Genomic DNA, 12,833 nt, shown 5'->3' on the forward strand with positions numbered 1-12,833 from the left:
ATCTTACCGAGCGAACTTGATTGCCAACTATCAACCCGATCAGTCCTGTTGGAATCCATCCCCACACGAGACCCCAATCCCCCACAACCGCAATGACGATCAAATCGAGGATCACGAACGTGATCACCGTGACCGCTAGCGCGGAATATTGCCGAAGCTCCTCTTCTTCTTGGTCCGCTGTTGCGCTTCGCTTCGCCTCGATCAGCTTGCCGTCTTCAAAAACCTCATAGCTTATGACTTTATCGCGAAAGAACGGCTGTCCTTCGGCAGCCCAATGATGCGCGCTGGCTGAGTCTTCAAACGTTTTTTCATACACCGCACCGCCTAACGATCGCATCAAGACTCTGAAGGCCATTATATCCCTCACATTGCCAGGGGACTGGGGCCATAGGGCCATATAGGATTTAGCGCGAACGACGCACGAGCGCCACCGGATCCCGTCTCTTTCTCAGCTTCAAAGTTACCAATCCGGCCAACACCTGATTGAGCCGCGGCCGATTGATTGAGATGGCGGTTAGAGCGGGTAACATAAGGGCTCAGACGTGAAGTCTCCGTAACAATGGAATGGAGGTTCCCGAGGAACGCATTGCGGAGCGTACCGTTGTCTCCTTATCAGCAAAAGGAGATGCAGATGGGCAACGATAGCAGCACGAACTTTCCTCCTGCCGGACAGCCGAAGGAGGATCCGAAGAAGACGCTCGGCAAGAGTATGCAAGAACTAACGGACGAGGCGGATAAGCATCTTTCCGAAAAGGAAAAGAAGAGCGGCGAGAGCATCAAGCACGTTCCACCGGGCAGGAGTGACATCATTCCGTAGCGCGCGAAAAGTGCCGAGGAAGCCGTCAGCGCTCGTAAAGGGGCTGGCGGCGACTTCGATTATCGACCTCTGCTGCGAGTTGCATTCTCCACGGATGCGCTCTGCAAGATTCGCGAGCACTTGCCGCCCTCTCACTGGCGGGTCTGGTGTAGACGAGCATGGGGGCACGGCCCGTCCGCTCGGTTAATCTATGGAGCGGAGCGGCGTTGCCGTTGTGACCGCGAGACAAGGCCCGCCAATTCGGCGGGCCAAGGTTGAGTGAAATGTCATCGCGCGCGGGAAGTCCACCGTAAGGCGGTGACGGCTTCATCAGGTGCCGCCGCTATACTCGGTGTTTTCATTGCCCTGACCTTTATTGGGCCTATCTTCGTCGGACTTCTTCTGATCGTCCTGCTTTGGAATCTTTACGCCCGGCTGCTGATTGGGCTGTACGCCGGCCTTCATGTCGGACTTCAGCGGTGCGTTCGCACTGTGGTCTACCTTCTCATTCGGATTTGACATTGAACTCTCCTTGTCAGCGAATGGCGAATACCATCGAGCTGAGTACTACGCGGTGAGATGAGAGAGGTTCCTAGCCAGAGGAAAACTTGCAGCCAGTGAGGCAATGCGGGGGAACGGGATAAGAGTTCCGTCAAAAAAAACCGCCGGGCATGGCGGGCGATGAGGCTCCTTCAGGATGGTACCCGACCAAAAGGGACTGAAAGCCACAGATCAGTTCTATATCAGAGCAACGATCCAATAGACGCCAATCGCCATCTGAACGGCGAAAAAGGCAAAACGAGCGCTCACTGCTACGACGCTCATCGAAATTAGATGAATGATCGATTGAGCAATACGCGCCGCCAGGAACCATAGCGCCAAACCGTCGGTAGCCGCTGTCTTTCCCAGGATAATCGCAACGATCAGCAGACCTCCGAATACCGGTAGCCCTTCGATACAGTTGGCATGGGCACGAGCTAGACGCTGCATAAATGGCGACAAATTGCCATTGTCAGGCGTGAACCCGTTCGCAGGCACCTTGCCTGCGACGACCAGGCAGGTCCGGACCGTTTCCATGAGTACCAACAGCGTCACAGTCCACGCTATGAAGCCGATCAAAGCAAAGGCTGTGCTGGTCAATTGAGGCTCCGCTACCGGCTGGAGATCACCACTTTAGGCCACCGCTAAGATGCATTCTAAACTTGAACGTGTTGCGTGCAACCTGCGCATTGATAGTGTCTGCGCTCTTCGCGACTACTATTTAGCAGGTGCGTTCGGTTGTCATGCCTCGTTTTCCCTTAAGGCCAAACCTAAAGAAGTATCGCGGTTCGCAAGAAAGGGCGGCCCAAAAAAATCGGGAATACAACGCAACCGCTCGTAAGGTAGCCGCCTATCTAAATAGGCTCGTTGCCAACAATCCCGATACCACGCAGCAATATATGTTCGAGGATATTGCGGAAGCCCTTGGTTACTCGGTTGATGACGTTCGATCTGCAATATCTAACGGTGGGTATAACGGTATCACGTTTCAAGATATTGATGAGGCGGATCGACGCGACCTTGCGGGTTATAAACTTTTATCGACGGAAGATGGGACGGATGCTTAGAGACGCGATTAGGTGTCATATCGCGCCGTTTAGCTCAACGCATCGCTACCACCATGAAGGCGAACACGATCACTAGGGCCGTAACCCAGCCGGCTCGTTGGATGATCTTCCGATCACGCCACGGCAGACGAATCGTTGTCAGCTTGTCCGTCCGATGACTGCCACTGAAAATTGATTTTTATCGGCCACGACTTCGCGAACCGAATACTTCAACAGCCAGAACGACTGCCATTGGTAACACCGGCCAAAGTTCGGATTGACGCCGAGCGCGTTCGCAATCACGGGCCTCCCCTGTCCTTGCGATAACCTATCGGAAGCGCCGCCAACAATTATCATTGAGACAAAACCAGCAAGGAACGCGATATACTCTCCGCAGGAAACTAAGGGTTGAGCCAGTGCTGATCATCGCTTTCACCATCCTCGGAATTGCCGTGCTGCTGGGCTCCGTGCTTGCGGTTATGTATATGCGTGAAGGCGCCGCAGCGCCGTCCTGGCGGCTGGCGGCATTGCACGGACTGATCGCCATCAGCGGTCTCGGCTGTCTCGGTCTCGCCTTGCGTGGGCCGCCTCGTGGGCTCGATCAGGGGGCCGGCTCGTTCGGCATGATTGCAGCCGTGCTGATCGGGCTGGCAGCCGTCGTCGGCCTTGCCCTCTTTTCAGCCCGCCTTCGCAAGCGGCGGCTCTCGGGCACGCTGATCGGCATTCACGCCACGCTCGCGATCAGCGGCTTTGTCGTGCTCATCGTCTACGTAACGGCTTGAGGCGGCTGAGACCGGATCGGCCGAAAGGCTTGCTGCGGCTACGCGAGCCGGTTGATATGTGTCGGTTTGGACGACGACCGGCAGGACGATAGCAACAGCCAAGGAAAAGACCGCCAAAGCGTTGAAAAGCACCTTGGCGGCCCATCACCAGCGCCACGGAACGAAAAAATAGCGCCGATTAAATCAACAATACCCGCGTCTTTTCATGAATGCCTTGTTGTAGCGCAAAGATGCGCGACGATAAAACCAAGGATCAAGTGGTGACTCAAGATCAAAAAGCCTCTCTTGATGGCTGCGCTCGCCGTATTTCTTTCGTCGTCCGCTCTTGCCATCGTCGCCACGCATCCGTCGTTGACGGTGACAAAATCCATGGGCAGCGCATTCGCCTATCTGGCATAGATGCGCCCAAGTCCTCCGAACTTGTCGAGGTGACGATAGCCTGCAATATCGTTGTGGTGCGAAAGCCGCGAACGCACTTGACGAGCATATCGCGGGCAGGTCGGTTAGCTGCGAGAGCGTCGGCCGGGAGCGTACGGTCGCGGGTTGGCTTAATTGATGGCGAAGACGTTGCGACATGGCGTGTGGGCAATGGCTTCGCATTCGATTGGCGTCGATACTCAAAGAGATCGAGCGTGCATTAGAAACGGTGGACGGCCCGGGTGTTCCGATGATGCGGGTTCTTATCAGTGAGCCCACGTCGGTAGAACGGTCAGTTCCGGTATCTCGTACGGACGTTTCCAATCCTCCATCTCGACATTCCAGACGTAAAGTTCGTCTGATGCAAAGCGAGAGAGAACGTGTCTCAATTGAACTAGAGTAAACGGTCCCGTTTGGTTATTTCCCACGGCACAATACCAAGATGCCTGGGGGTCCTGATTATGAGGAGTACCTGCATTCTCGAGTCGCCCGACGAGCCCCATTGCCCCGCCCATTGTCGCATCGGCTTTTTTTACTGGCGATTTTCTTGCGCCTGACTTTTGGTATGCAAGGATAGCCGCGCATGATGCGAAAAAACAGAAAACAATATAAACGACGTAGAAAACATCCTCAAAATCTTCCATGACTATACTCAACTAGAACTGTTTATGCGGGAACTTTAGAGCCAGAGAACATTCACGGCAACCGACCAATCAGTGTATATTGCAACCGGCCACTTCGTTGCGTCTTTGGCAAATCCGCATAACACCCCAGAAGGTAAGCCGACCAGTCCTTCATCGGCCGCTCAAGCTTCGCCAGAGCGTCTGAACGCCGGTAGGCCGCTTCTGTTTCGTCTGACACAACATGTGACAGCGCGTGCTCGCAAAACTTCGCGCGGGAAGTACGTCATTGTCGCTAATCAATCGCGGGCGTTGGCGTAGTCCTTGCGTGAACTGCCGTTTGGCCGCCAAACCTGCCGGTGCGGAGTGCAACGACGGGTTGGGTATCGGGATAAGGGGGATTGCAAAAGCCCGTCCCGATGAATGCTGCCTGCAGCGGCGGGGCTAAATTCAGGCGAAACGCAGGCGGTGCGCAGTAAAAACCCGCCGGCAATGTGGGTCACCGGCGGGCCCCGGCGGGAGACCGCAACCTATCCAGAGCTCTCGTGGGGAGTTGGCTGCAGACCCGTCCAGCTGAGAACGCAGTGAAGGCAGATTCCTATGGAGCCCCGCGGCCTGGTAGCGGCGGTGACGATTTGAGCGCACCAGCACATAGGCAAAGCTAACGGGGTTCACTTCGGCGGCTGCAATCCCGGTGAATTGACCCACTTCTCAAGTATTATAGCGTTATCAGCCTGCCAGATTGCTTTCAGGAGCGCGTATCGCTCAGGCCCATGTGGAGACGGGCTAATCTTCTCGTCAGCATCATCCGCGAGTTCTGTAAGGGCAGATTTGCAGACATCGGGGTTGACCATTTTGACGCTCCATACGCTATTTCCATATGAATATATCGTAACAGGTTTAAGATGTCTACGCCGCTGGCATGTGTCATGGCCGACCGGAAATTTAGCTGTACGTCTTACGAATATTACGATATATACAAACGAATACGACGAATGAGTTGCTCCTCTTTCGTTCGTATTCAGCCGCGAGGCGGCTGTCGGTGACCGGTCCAGGTCGCTAACGTTTCCCAGGACTTTCCCGCGCCATACACCAAAGTGAATGGCGCGGTTTTTTCTGCTCTCTGCAGAAAGAAAATGCTACGCCCATACAGGTGACGATTGGTGCTGTGGCTGGCGCGAGCGCGGCCAACCCGTGATCCGCAACCTCATGAAAGCCGGCTAACGCGCTCGAAATCGCCGGAACCGTAATTCGGATTGCGGACGCGCAAAAGTTCTTGACGCCTGCCCGGCATGATTACGAGCCTCGACGGCGACACGTATTCACGCGGCAAGTATGCAGGCGCTCAGAAGGAAGCAGAGCGCGCGGCCCGTGGTGTTTGGGCCGGACCGTATGTCGTGCCGTGGGCCTATTGGGCGTGCATTAGAAACGGTGGACTGCCCGGGTGTTCGGATGATGCGAATGCGAACTGACCGCTCACCAAGAGTACTTTAACACCCCCTTGCCTGCGTAGCTTTCGGTCGTGTTGGAGAACTCGCCTTCGAAGGTGGCAGCGGCTGCGAAGCCATTGGCCCACGTCATCTCAGCGGCAGCCGTGACCAATGCGGCATCGCGTGCTTGCGCTGCGCCGTTGACAACAAATGACGCGCCCGGCAACGACTGGAACGTCGCCGCGATCGAGCGATCGGTATCGAAGTTGTGAGCCCACGCCGCGCGGCCGCGCAATGTCAGGATGGCATCGTTGAGCGCGAACGACTTGTCGGTACGCACGCCGAGTTCGGAGCGGGATGCGGTTGCATTCTTCGCCGCGTAGCTGAGCGCGAACAGATTGCCGCCGGCAATGCTCTGCTCGGCATAGGCCGGCAGGTCGTAGCTGGTGAACTGCCCCGCGGCATAGGGCGTGATGCCCAGCCATGAGGTGGCAATGCGATAGCCGCCTTCGAGCCGCCCGGAGAAAGCATTGGCGTTGAAATTCGCACGCAACCGCTCGATCCCATTCGCCGTCACGGTGCGATCGGTGGTGATGTCCTGCCAGCCATAGGCCAGAGCACCGCTGAGATAGGCATTGCCGATACGGTGACGTGCGTTGACACCGACCTGGAACAGATCGGAGCGCCCCGTACCGAAGCCGTTGTCGACGCGGAATTGGGTTCCGCCGCCGGCCATTGCAAAGCCGACCAGCGTATCCGGCGATATCCGGTAATCGGCGCCGACGGCGCCACCATAAACACTGCTGGTCGCGGTGTTAGAGCCGACAACGCTGTTGCCATCGGTGGTCTGCGAACCACCGAAGCCCGCCGCCCAAACATTCCAGCCTTGACCGAAGGTTGGTGCCGGCGGAGCCGCCTTGCGATAAATCGCGGCATAGGCATCGCGCTCGGAAGCGCTGCGCCTCTTGCCATCGGCGGCATAGCCGAGTGCGCTGGTATCGTCCGCATAGGCCGTCGGAATGACTGACGCACCATCGCCGCCGCGTCCGGCCATGAACGGGTCGGTCATCACCCCCATGAACAGGCCCATTGCGTTGAAGGTGGCCTGCTGGGTACCGGTGGCAAGTTCGCCGGAAACCTGCGTCAACCCCTGCCGTGACAGCGCGCCGAACGCCAGCGGAATCCCGCCAGTGCTGTTGAAGAAGTTGGTCAGCGTGGTCGCAACCGCTTGTTGATTGCGATTGAGGCCGCTGGGCATAACAAAATTCAAGTTCAGATCGAGATAGGCGTTGCTGCCGTCATAGGCGAGCGTGGTGTTGAAGTTGGTCGGCAGATTGGTGTTCACCGGGCCTGAGAATGTGCCGCTGACGCCGCCGTCGGCGGTGAGAATGGTGTAGCGCTTTCCGACGTAGGTGCCGGGAGCGAACTGCGCCGCGACCGTCGCGCCACCCAGCGTCGCCGAACCGGTCACATGAGTGAAGTCTGACGCTGTTGGCGAGACTTCGACCATGTAGGTCGAGGCGGCTGTCAGCACCAGATTGCCCGCCACCGTCAATGCGCCGATCGAATTGCCCGGCGACAGCGTGCCGCCATTGATCATGGTGTTGCCGACCGTGCCGTTGCCGCCCAGCGTCGCTCCGGCCTCCACCGTCGTCAGCGACGACGATGCGATCGAGCCGTTGACCGAGAGCGTGCCGGCGTTCACCGTCGTTGCGCCGGAATATATGCTGTTGCCCGCAAGCCTCAGCGTCCCCGCGCCGGTCTTGGTCAGGCCGCCCGGACCGGTGATGCCTTGCATTATCGTCAAGTTATTTGCGGCGTTGGCAATATCGATGCCGCCTCCAAGGCTCCCCAGGGTTATGCTGCGCGAGGTTGAATTGAAGGTCGTTCCCGTCACTTGCAGCGCGCCGCCGTTGAGGGTCAATGCGCCTGAGGATGCGCCGAGACGGCCGTTGCTCGACACCGACAGCGTGCCGCCGGATATTGTCGTCCCTCCGCTATAGTTGGTGATGCCGGACAGTGTAAGTGTGCCGGTGCCGACCTTGATCAATGATGCATTGGCGCCGGAGCTTGTCTCCCAAAGCTGGCCTGAGTAACTCGTCGACTGATTGTTGCCGCCGATGGTCAGCGATTGATTCTGTCCACTGAACTGAACCCGAAAACCTGTTCCGCTCAATGATCCCATGGACACGGCATGGTTGTTGCCGTCGATGAGAACGCCGCCGCTACCATTCAGATTGAATGCCGCCAGACCTCCGGACGAGGTGTCCTTAAGGTCGATCTGACCCGTACCCGTCAGATTCACGACGATATTCCCGCCCATCGAGGCGTTGTTATTCATTATCAGGCCAGCGCTCACCATGTTGATGGTCTGGACCAAACCGGAATTGTTGACGATCCCCGCATCATGTAATCCGAAGCCGGTGGGCGCCGGACCGATGTTAAAGACAAAGGACGGAGCGCCAGCCTCAAATACAAAGGCGGCTGCGTTGCTTCCCGCGAGCGCCGATATCGTCGTGTTTAACGCCGCGGGACCGAACTGGAGGTCTATGGCTGTTGAGTTGGGGACGGCGGCGGGGCTCCAGTTGGAGTCGGTATGGTAATCGCTGGACGTGCCGCCGATCCACGTGGCGGTCTGCGCCGTTGCTTCATCGGCAAACGGCAGCCACATCACACTGATCACCACTCCGATGGCGGTTGTGGGCGATAATCTGGTCAAGACCGTTCTGCTCCACACGATTTCACACCACCTTGATCGTATTCGCGTCGATCCTCCGACAAAGCCTTGATTTACGTATGGCATTTTCGGCAGAAGTCGAATGGCTTGCCGCGTTAGCGCCGAGGACGCCAACAGTACCGGGCACCAATGCGAAAATACCGACCACCGATCCGTGCCCATCCCGATACCCCACCGTTGGCGAAGCTGACACCTCGCTCTTGCACCCTATCGTGACATGTCCAAGCTTTTTGTTTCTTAGATGGCGGACTCTCCGTGTGGAATCGCCTTCGCCCTGTAGCCTTTCCCAACGCTCTATCAGGGTGGAAATATTCGACGAAGCGTCCGGGTAATCTGATGACCGGGAAAGCATCGCACCGCGCCATCGGCGATCTTTTTCGGTCAGCCGGCCCTTTAGCTCCTGATTATCGAGCGCTTTCATCAGAACTGCTATGGAAGCATCGTCGACCTTTCCCGAAAGAGCTTCCGCCCCGAGCGCTCCCGCCTGGTCCTGCATAATCACCGCTCATTGTCCCGCATAGAAACGTCAACCTAGCCCTTCCAACGGATAATAAGCCCCAGCGTAGAGGCCAAAACAACGCTCGGGCTTTACCTTTCGAAAAAAGCCCTTCCGGCGATCGCCCCTGCCCGCACGAATCTCGCGTGCATGATTCCTCTGCGAGCGATCGTCAGCGACCTGCCCAAAAGGTGCGAGCAGCCTTAATCACGCAACGTGCGGCATTAGACCGCACTCGACAAAACCAGAGACACTGTTGCCCAGCTTGTTACCCCTCAACCGAAAATACGGGGCGAAGGCGCACTTTTTTGAAAACAGAAAACGAATTTTGTGCAATGGAATTAATATGGTGGGGGAGGTAGGACTCGAACCTACGAAGCCATGAGGCGGCTGATTTACAGTCAGCTCCCTTTGCCACTCGGGACACTCCCCCGCAACGCCATCGCATGTCACCCACTGAAAGGTGGCCGAACCGACCGCGGATGACATTGAAGGCACCTGCCCGGATACCGGGCCTACGGTTGCGCGCGTTTATGGGCGAAGCGGCCCGGCAAAGTCAACCGAGAGCGGCGAGGATTGCGGACTTCCACGCATCCAACGGTGGAAATTGCCATTGTTTCAGGCCCGTGAGACAAGCACGCATGAGCGATCGTGATCGAGGACCGCGATTCCGGCGGGATTCCCGGCCAGGGAAGGACAGCCGCGCCGGAAAGACCGGCGACCGGCAGCGCTTCCCCGGACGGGGCTCGGCACGGAATGGCCGCGACGCCGGCGCCAACAGCCCGGCGATCCTTTACGGCTGGCACACGGTGACAGCCGCGCTGGCCAATCCCCGGCGGACCATCCGAAAGCTGCTGCTCACCGAGAACGCAGCGCGGCGGCTCACGGATGAAAACATCGACACGCGGATTATACCCGAGATCGTGCGTCCAGCTACGATCGACCAGCGCCTCGGCCCCGACGCGGTGCATCAGGGGCTGCTCGCCGAAGCAGACCCCCTGCCCTCGCCGGATATCGACACGCTGGCGCAGGAAGGCATCGTGCTGGTGCTCGACCAGATCACCGATCCGCACAACGTCGGCGCGATCATGCGGTCGGCGGCGGCGTTTGCGGTAAAGGCGATCGTCACCACGGCGCGCCACAGTCCCGAGGCCACCGGCGTGCTGGCGAAATCCGCCTCCGGCGCACTGGAACTTGTGCCGCTCGTGCTGGTGCAGAACCTGGCGCGGGCGCTGAGCGAACTGAACGACCGCGGCTTCATGACCGTCGGCCTCGACAGCGCCGGGGGCGAGGATCTCGCCGCCGTCCCGTTGCGGCAACCGCTGGCGCTGGTGCTCGGTGCCGAAGGCAAGGGTCTGCGGCAATTGACGCGCGAAACATGCAGCGCGGTCGCGCGTCTCGACATGCCCGGCGACATCAAGAGCCTCAACGTCTCGAACGCGGCGGTGCTGGCGCTCTATATCGGCGCCAGCCGTCTCGGTCTGATGCGCTAGAGCATTTTCGAGCGAAGTGGATACCGATTCGCGTGAAGAAAACGCGTCAAATCAAAATCATGGAGCCGCGCTTCTGATTCCATCAGAAGCGGAAAGGCTCTGACGGCACAAAAAAACGCCCGCTCGCGGATGCAATTGCGAACGGGCGTCTCTTTAAGAAGCGGGCCGATCAGTGGTGATGGGACGCCGCCGGATGATGATGGCCGTGGTGATGATGCCGCGGACCGTGGACATGGCCATGATGGTGTACGGCATGGCCGTACCGAAAGCTGTGGCGATGGCCACGGTGGGCGTGAGGCCAACGATAGCTGTACACGACCGGGCCGGTCACGGGCGCACCGTCATAATAGTGGTGCATGGCGTGGGCGTAACGACCGCCGTCGTAGGGGTAATAATAAGGACGGCTGTAGGCGTTCCATCCGGAAACGGCAGCTTCCTGATAGGTCGGCACCGGTGCGAAGTTGCCCGGGCCGCTGAAGGCTGGTCCCTGATTGACATAATAATACTGCGTTGGAGACGGCAGACGTTCGTAGGCGGCGATGCCGTAGCCCGCGCCGTAATAGCCTGGATAATAGCCTTGCGCACATGGGCTGCACGGCGAACATCCTCCGCTCGTGAATAAACCACCGCACGCCATCGCCGGCGCGGCGCTCGCGGCCATCAGGGCAGCGGCCGCAACCAATCCTGAAATCATCTGACGCATTTACTCTCTCCTGCTTTGCTTGTTTTTCTTGAAATTGATTCTACGGTCCGGGCTTTCGAAACGGCGGAATCCGGTGCTGAAAGTCCTGCGCCGGACCCGTGGGTCCGATCTCGGGTGCGAGAATGATCGCAGGAGGCGTCTGCGGAATATCGGACTGCGCAGGCGTCGGGTCGGAGCGCGCCGACCAGGACTGATGAAAACTTTCGGCGCGCGGCGGCAGCTTGCGGTTCGCCGGAGGTTCGATTTCGAGGCGACCGTAACCGGGCCGCTGACCGAGGCTCGGATAATAATGACCGACGTGCGGCTCGGGATCGATGTAGCGTCCGCCGTACACCGTGGGCTGCACGTGAATCCTTCGGGCGAGCCCCCAGTCGCCTTCGACGACCGCATAGGAGGCGTCGATGCCGTTGATCATGATCGGAACGCCGGGACGGCCGGGAATCACGATCACCGGCCCGCTGTCGGCGTGAGCGGGCAACGACGTTCCGATCAGAAGAGCCAGCGCAAGTCCAGATCCAATACGCATTACAAGAGTCCGGTTTCTCGCCGACCCTAATCGAACCGATGTCGGCAAGGGTTAAAGCCGCCGCCGAAACTGCCGGTAAGCCTAATGTGCAAGCCTGCGCCGGCAATCAATTGCGAAGCATTCCACTATCGAAATGTTAACGGGGCGGACGAGTCGGGGTTCCTGCTACAGCCAGAAGCTGAGCAGAACCAAATTCACCGAACAGGCCGCAAATAATGCGATGGCAAGCGCGAGCTGCAGGCCGTCGGTCGCCGGTGTCGACATCGTGTCCATGACCGGACCATCAGGCGATTCCATCGCTTGAGTCCCGGTCGATATTTTTCCGGCAAGCCTGTGGGGATTCAGAAGTCGTTTACGATTTTGAGCGAGGCCGAATCGCACATGAAAGCCTCGGTGCACAAAAGCCTCGGCCCGGTTGGGGTCGAGGCTTTCAGCGTCTCGTAGCCACGGCCTTACTTCGGCTGCCATTTCGCATATGGCAGGGTCGGGCCGCCGTCGGTGCTGATATAGCCGACGGTAAGCGTGCCCTTGTCCATCGAAATCTTGATGACCGTACCCTGCGCCATGACCTCTCCGCCGCTGACTGCATCGAGTTCGTTCATCGTCAATTCGCGCATGTCGGAATTCGTCATTGTAAATCTCCTTGAAGTTCGCGACGGACATAGTCGTCCCGTCTGCTGATCTTTGTGGGTTTTGATCGGTGTGGGGATGAAGCTAGGATTTCTTATTTCAGCGGGATCCATTCCGCGGACGGCAGCGCCGGTCCACCATCGATGCTGACGGTCCCGATCGCCAGAATTCCCTTGCCTTCGATCCCGATTAACGTCGTTTTCCGGACCTCTGTATGGACCGCGCCGCCGCTGACTGAATCCAGTTCATCGATCGTGAGGCCCCGCATTCCGCTTGTCATTGCTGATCTCCGTTTGTGCCTCGGAAGAACCATTCCCTCCGTGACACCTGTGTAGTTCAGCAACCCATGGCACCGCCGTGATCTGGGTCACACAATCCGGTCACGACGAAACCAGACGGACGGCCGCAAGTTTGCGGGCAAGCGTAGGATCCAGCGCTCGGCGGCTTCCGCCGGCGCCCTCCGGACAGCCGAGGTTGGACTGCCGAGGATGTCGAAAGAGATCCCAGCCTAACGCTGAAGGGCAATGGTGCCGGCGGAGAGGATCGAACTCCCGACCTTCGGTTTACAAAACCGCTGCACTACCGCTGTGCTACGCCGGCACTCAGTGAACACCGAA

At 58.3% G+C, this 12,833-nt stretch carries 15 protein-coding genes and 2 tRNA genes; 4 read left to right on the forward strand and 13 right to left on the reverse strand.

What is annotated here, in order from left to right; all coding sequences use genetic code 11:
- Positions 1-355: hypothetical protein (locus ACS3WB_RS07230; RefSeq protein ID WP_438274894.1), on the reverse strand; the 355-nt coding region annotated here is incomplete at its 3' end.
- A 276-nt stretch (positions 356-631) separates the two neighbouring features.
- Between ACS3WB_RS07230 and ACS3WB_RS07235 the strand changes: the two genes are divergently transcribed.
- Positions 632-817 carry a hypothetical protein gene (locus ACS3WB_RS07235; RefSeq protein ID WP_438274895.1) on the forward strand — a complete coding sequence of 62 codons (186 nt, stop codon included), beginning with the start codon at positions 632-634 and terminating at the stop codon, positions 815-817.
- 309 nt (positions 818-1,126) lie between these two features.
- Here ACS3WB_RS07235 and ACS3WB_RS07240 read toward each other — a convergent pair whose 3' ends face one another.
- Together ACS3WB_RS07240 and ACS3WB_RS07245 are read right to left on the reverse strand one after the other, a co-directional pair.
- Positions 1,127-1,318 carry a hypothetical protein gene (locus ACS3WB_RS07240; protein ID WP_438274896.1) on the reverse strand — a complete coding sequence of 64 codons (192 nt, stop codon included), beginning with the start codon at positions 1,316-1,318 and terminating at the stop codon, positions 1,127-1,129.
- A gap of 216 nt (positions 1,319-1,534) precedes the next feature.
- Positions 1,535-1,936, reverse strand: a complete 402-nt coding sequence (locus ACS3WB_RS07245) for an MAPEG family protein (protein WP_438274897.1) — start codon at positions 1,934-1,936, stop codon at positions 1,535-1,537.
- A gap of 143 nt (positions 1,937-2,079) precedes the next feature.
- Between ACS3WB_RS07245 and ACS3WB_RS07250 the strand changes: the two genes are divergently transcribed.
- Together ACS3WB_RS07250 and ACS3WB_RS07255 are read left to right on the forward strand one after the other, a co-directional pair.
- On the forward strand, positions 2,080-2,403 hold the full coding sequence (locus ACS3WB_RS07250) for a hypothetical protein (RefSeq protein WP_438274898.1): 324 nt from the start codon (positions 2,080-2,082) through the stop codon (positions 2,401-2,403).
- Positions 2,404-2,798: 395 nt separating this feature from the next.
- The gene (locus ACS3WB_RS07255; RefSeq protein WP_438274899.1) at positions 2,799-3,164 is read left to right on the forward strand and encodes a hypothetical protein; all 366 of its coding nucleotides are present in this window, start codon (positions 2,799-2,801) and stop codon (positions 3,162-3,164) included.
- A gap of 683 nt (positions 3,165-3,847) precedes the next feature.
- On the opposite strand, the gene ACS3WB_RS07260 is transcribed toward ACS3WB_RS07255, so the two are convergent.
- The 4 genes from ACS3WB_RS07260 to ACS3WB_RS07275 form a co-directional block, all read right to left on the reverse strand.
- Positions 3,848-4,225: a GYF domain-containing protein gene (locus tag ACS3WB_RS07260; protein WP_438274900.1), complete on the reverse strand. Its 378-nt coding sequence runs from the start codon at positions 4,223-4,225 to the stop codon at positions 3,848-3,850.
- A 1,452-nt stretch (positions 4,226-5,677) separates the two neighbouring features.
- Positions 5,678-8,350 carry an autotransporter outer membrane beta-barrel domain-containing protein gene (locus ACS3WB_RS07265; protein WP_438274901.1) on the reverse strand — a complete coding sequence of 891 codons (2,673 nt, stop codon included), beginning with the start codon at positions 8,348-8,350 and terminating at the stop codon, positions 5,678-5,680.
- A gap of 22 nt (positions 8,351-8,372) precedes the next feature.
- Positions 8,373-8,864, reverse strand: a complete 492-nt coding sequence (locus ACS3WB_RS07270; RefSeq protein WP_438274902.1) for a hypothetical protein — start codon at positions 8,862-8,864, stop codon at positions 8,373-8,375.
- A 347-nt stretch (positions 8,865-9,211) separates the two neighbouring features.
- Positions 9,212-9,297, reverse strand: a tRNA-Tyr gene (locus ACS3WB_RS07275).
- 208 nt (positions 9,298-9,505) lie between these two features.
- Here ACS3WB_RS07275 and ACS3WB_RS07280 point away from each other — a divergent pair.
- Positions 9,506-10,357 carry a TrmH family RNA methyltransferase gene (locus ACS3WB_RS07280; RefSeq protein WP_438274903.1) on the forward strand — a complete coding sequence of 284 codons (852 nt, stop codon included), beginning with the start codon at positions 9,506-9,508 and terminating at the stop codon, positions 10,355-10,357.
- A gap of 169 nt (positions 10,358-10,526) precedes the next feature.
- Here the strand turns inward: ACS3WB_RS07280 and ACS3WB_RS07285 are convergent, their stop codons facing one another.
- From ACS3WB_RS07285 to ACS3WB_RS07310, 6 genes are all read right to left on the reverse strand, one after another.
- Positions 10,527-11,060 (reverse strand): hypothetical protein, encoded by a 534-nt coding sequence (locus tag ACS3WB_RS07285; RefSeq protein WP_438274904.1) that lies wholly within the window; start codon positions 11,058-11,060, stop codon positions 10,527-10,529.
- Positions 11,061-11,100: 40 nt separating this feature from the next.
- A complete protein-coding gene (locus ACS3WB_RS07290) occupies positions 11,101-11,586 on the reverse strand; it encodes a hypothetical protein (protein ID WP_438274905.1) in 486 nt (161 codons plus the stop codon).
- 165 nt (positions 11,587-11,751) lie between these two features.
- Positions 11,752-12,054 (reverse strand): hypothetical protein, encoded by a 303-nt coding sequence (locus ACS3WB_RS07295; RefSeq protein ID WP_438274906.1) that lies wholly within the window; start codon positions 12,052-12,054, stop codon positions 11,752-11,754.
- Entirely contained in the window at positions 12,039-12,218 is a 180-nt protein-coding gene (locus tag ACS3WB_RS07300; protein WP_438274907.1) for a hypothetical protein, read from the reverse strand. The genes ACS3WB_RS07295 and ACS3WB_RS07300 overlap by 16 nt, the downstream gene beginning before the upstream one ends.
- A 92-nt stretch (positions 12,219-12,310) precedes the next feature.
- Complete coding sequence (locus tag ACS3WB_RS07305) at positions 12,311-12,496, reverse strand: hypothetical protein (RefSeq protein WP_438274908.1); 186 nt, start codon at positions 12,494-12,496, stop codon at positions 12,311-12,313.
- A 245-nt stretch (positions 12,497-12,741) separates the two neighbouring features.
- Positions 12,742-12,816, reverse strand: a tRNA-Thr gene (locus tag ACS3WB_RS07310).
- Positions 12,817-12,833: the final 17 nt, after the last annotated feature.

Origin of the sequence: Nitrobacter sp. (genome assembly GCF_051535215.1) — a bacterium.
GTDB lineage: Bacteria > Pseudomonadota > Alphaproteobacteria > Rhizobiales > Xanthobacteraceae > Nitrobacter.

Bases quoted from the DNA above. Each gene is read 5' to 3' on its own strand.
- ACS3WB_RS07235 (WP_438274895.1), top strand. From the start codon at position 632: ATGGGCAACGATAGCAGCACGAACTTTCCTCCTGCCGGACAGCCGAAG.
- ACS3WB_RS07240 (WP_438274896.1), bottom strand. From the start codon at position 1,318: ATGTCAAATCCGAATGAGAAGGTAGACCACAGTGCGAACGCACCGCTG.
- ACS3WB_RS07250 (WP_438274898.1), top strand. From the start codon at position 2,080: ATGCCTCGTTTTCCCTTAAGGCCAAACCTAAAGAAGTATCGCGGTTCG.
- ACS3WB_RS07260 (WP_438274900.1), bottom strand. From the start codon at position 4,225: ATGGAAGATTTTGAGGATGTTTTCTACGTCGTTTATATTGTTTTCTGT.
- ACS3WB_RS07270 (WP_438274902.1), bottom strand. From the start codon at position 8,864: ATGCAGGACCAGGCGGGAGCGCTCGGGGCGGAAGCTCTTTCGGGAAAG.
- ACS3WB_RS07280 (WP_438274903.1), top strand. From the start codon at position 9,506: ATGAGCGATCGTGATCGAGGACCGCGATTCCGGCGGGATTCCCGGCCA.
- ACS3WB_RS07285 (WP_438274904.1), bottom strand. From the start codon at position 11,060: ATGCGTCAGATGATTTCAGGATTGGTTGCGGCCGCTGCCCTGATGGCC.
- ACS3WB_RS07290 (WP_438274905.1), bottom strand. From the start codon at position 11,586: ATGCGTATTGGATCTGGACTTGCGCTGGCTCTTCTGATCGGAACGTCG.
- ACS3WB_RS07295 (WP_438274906.1), bottom strand. From the start codon at position 12,054: ATGGCAGCCGAAGTAAGGCCGTGGCTACGAGACGCTGAAAGCCTCGAC.
- ACS3WB_RS07300 (WP_438274907.1), bottom strand. From the start codon at position 12,218: ATGACGAATTCCGACATGCGCGAATTGACGATGAACGAACTCGATGCA.
- ACS3WB_RS07305 (WP_438274908.1), bottom strand. From the start codon at position 12,496: ATGACAAGCGGAATGCGGGGCCTCACGATCGATGAACTGGATTCAGTC.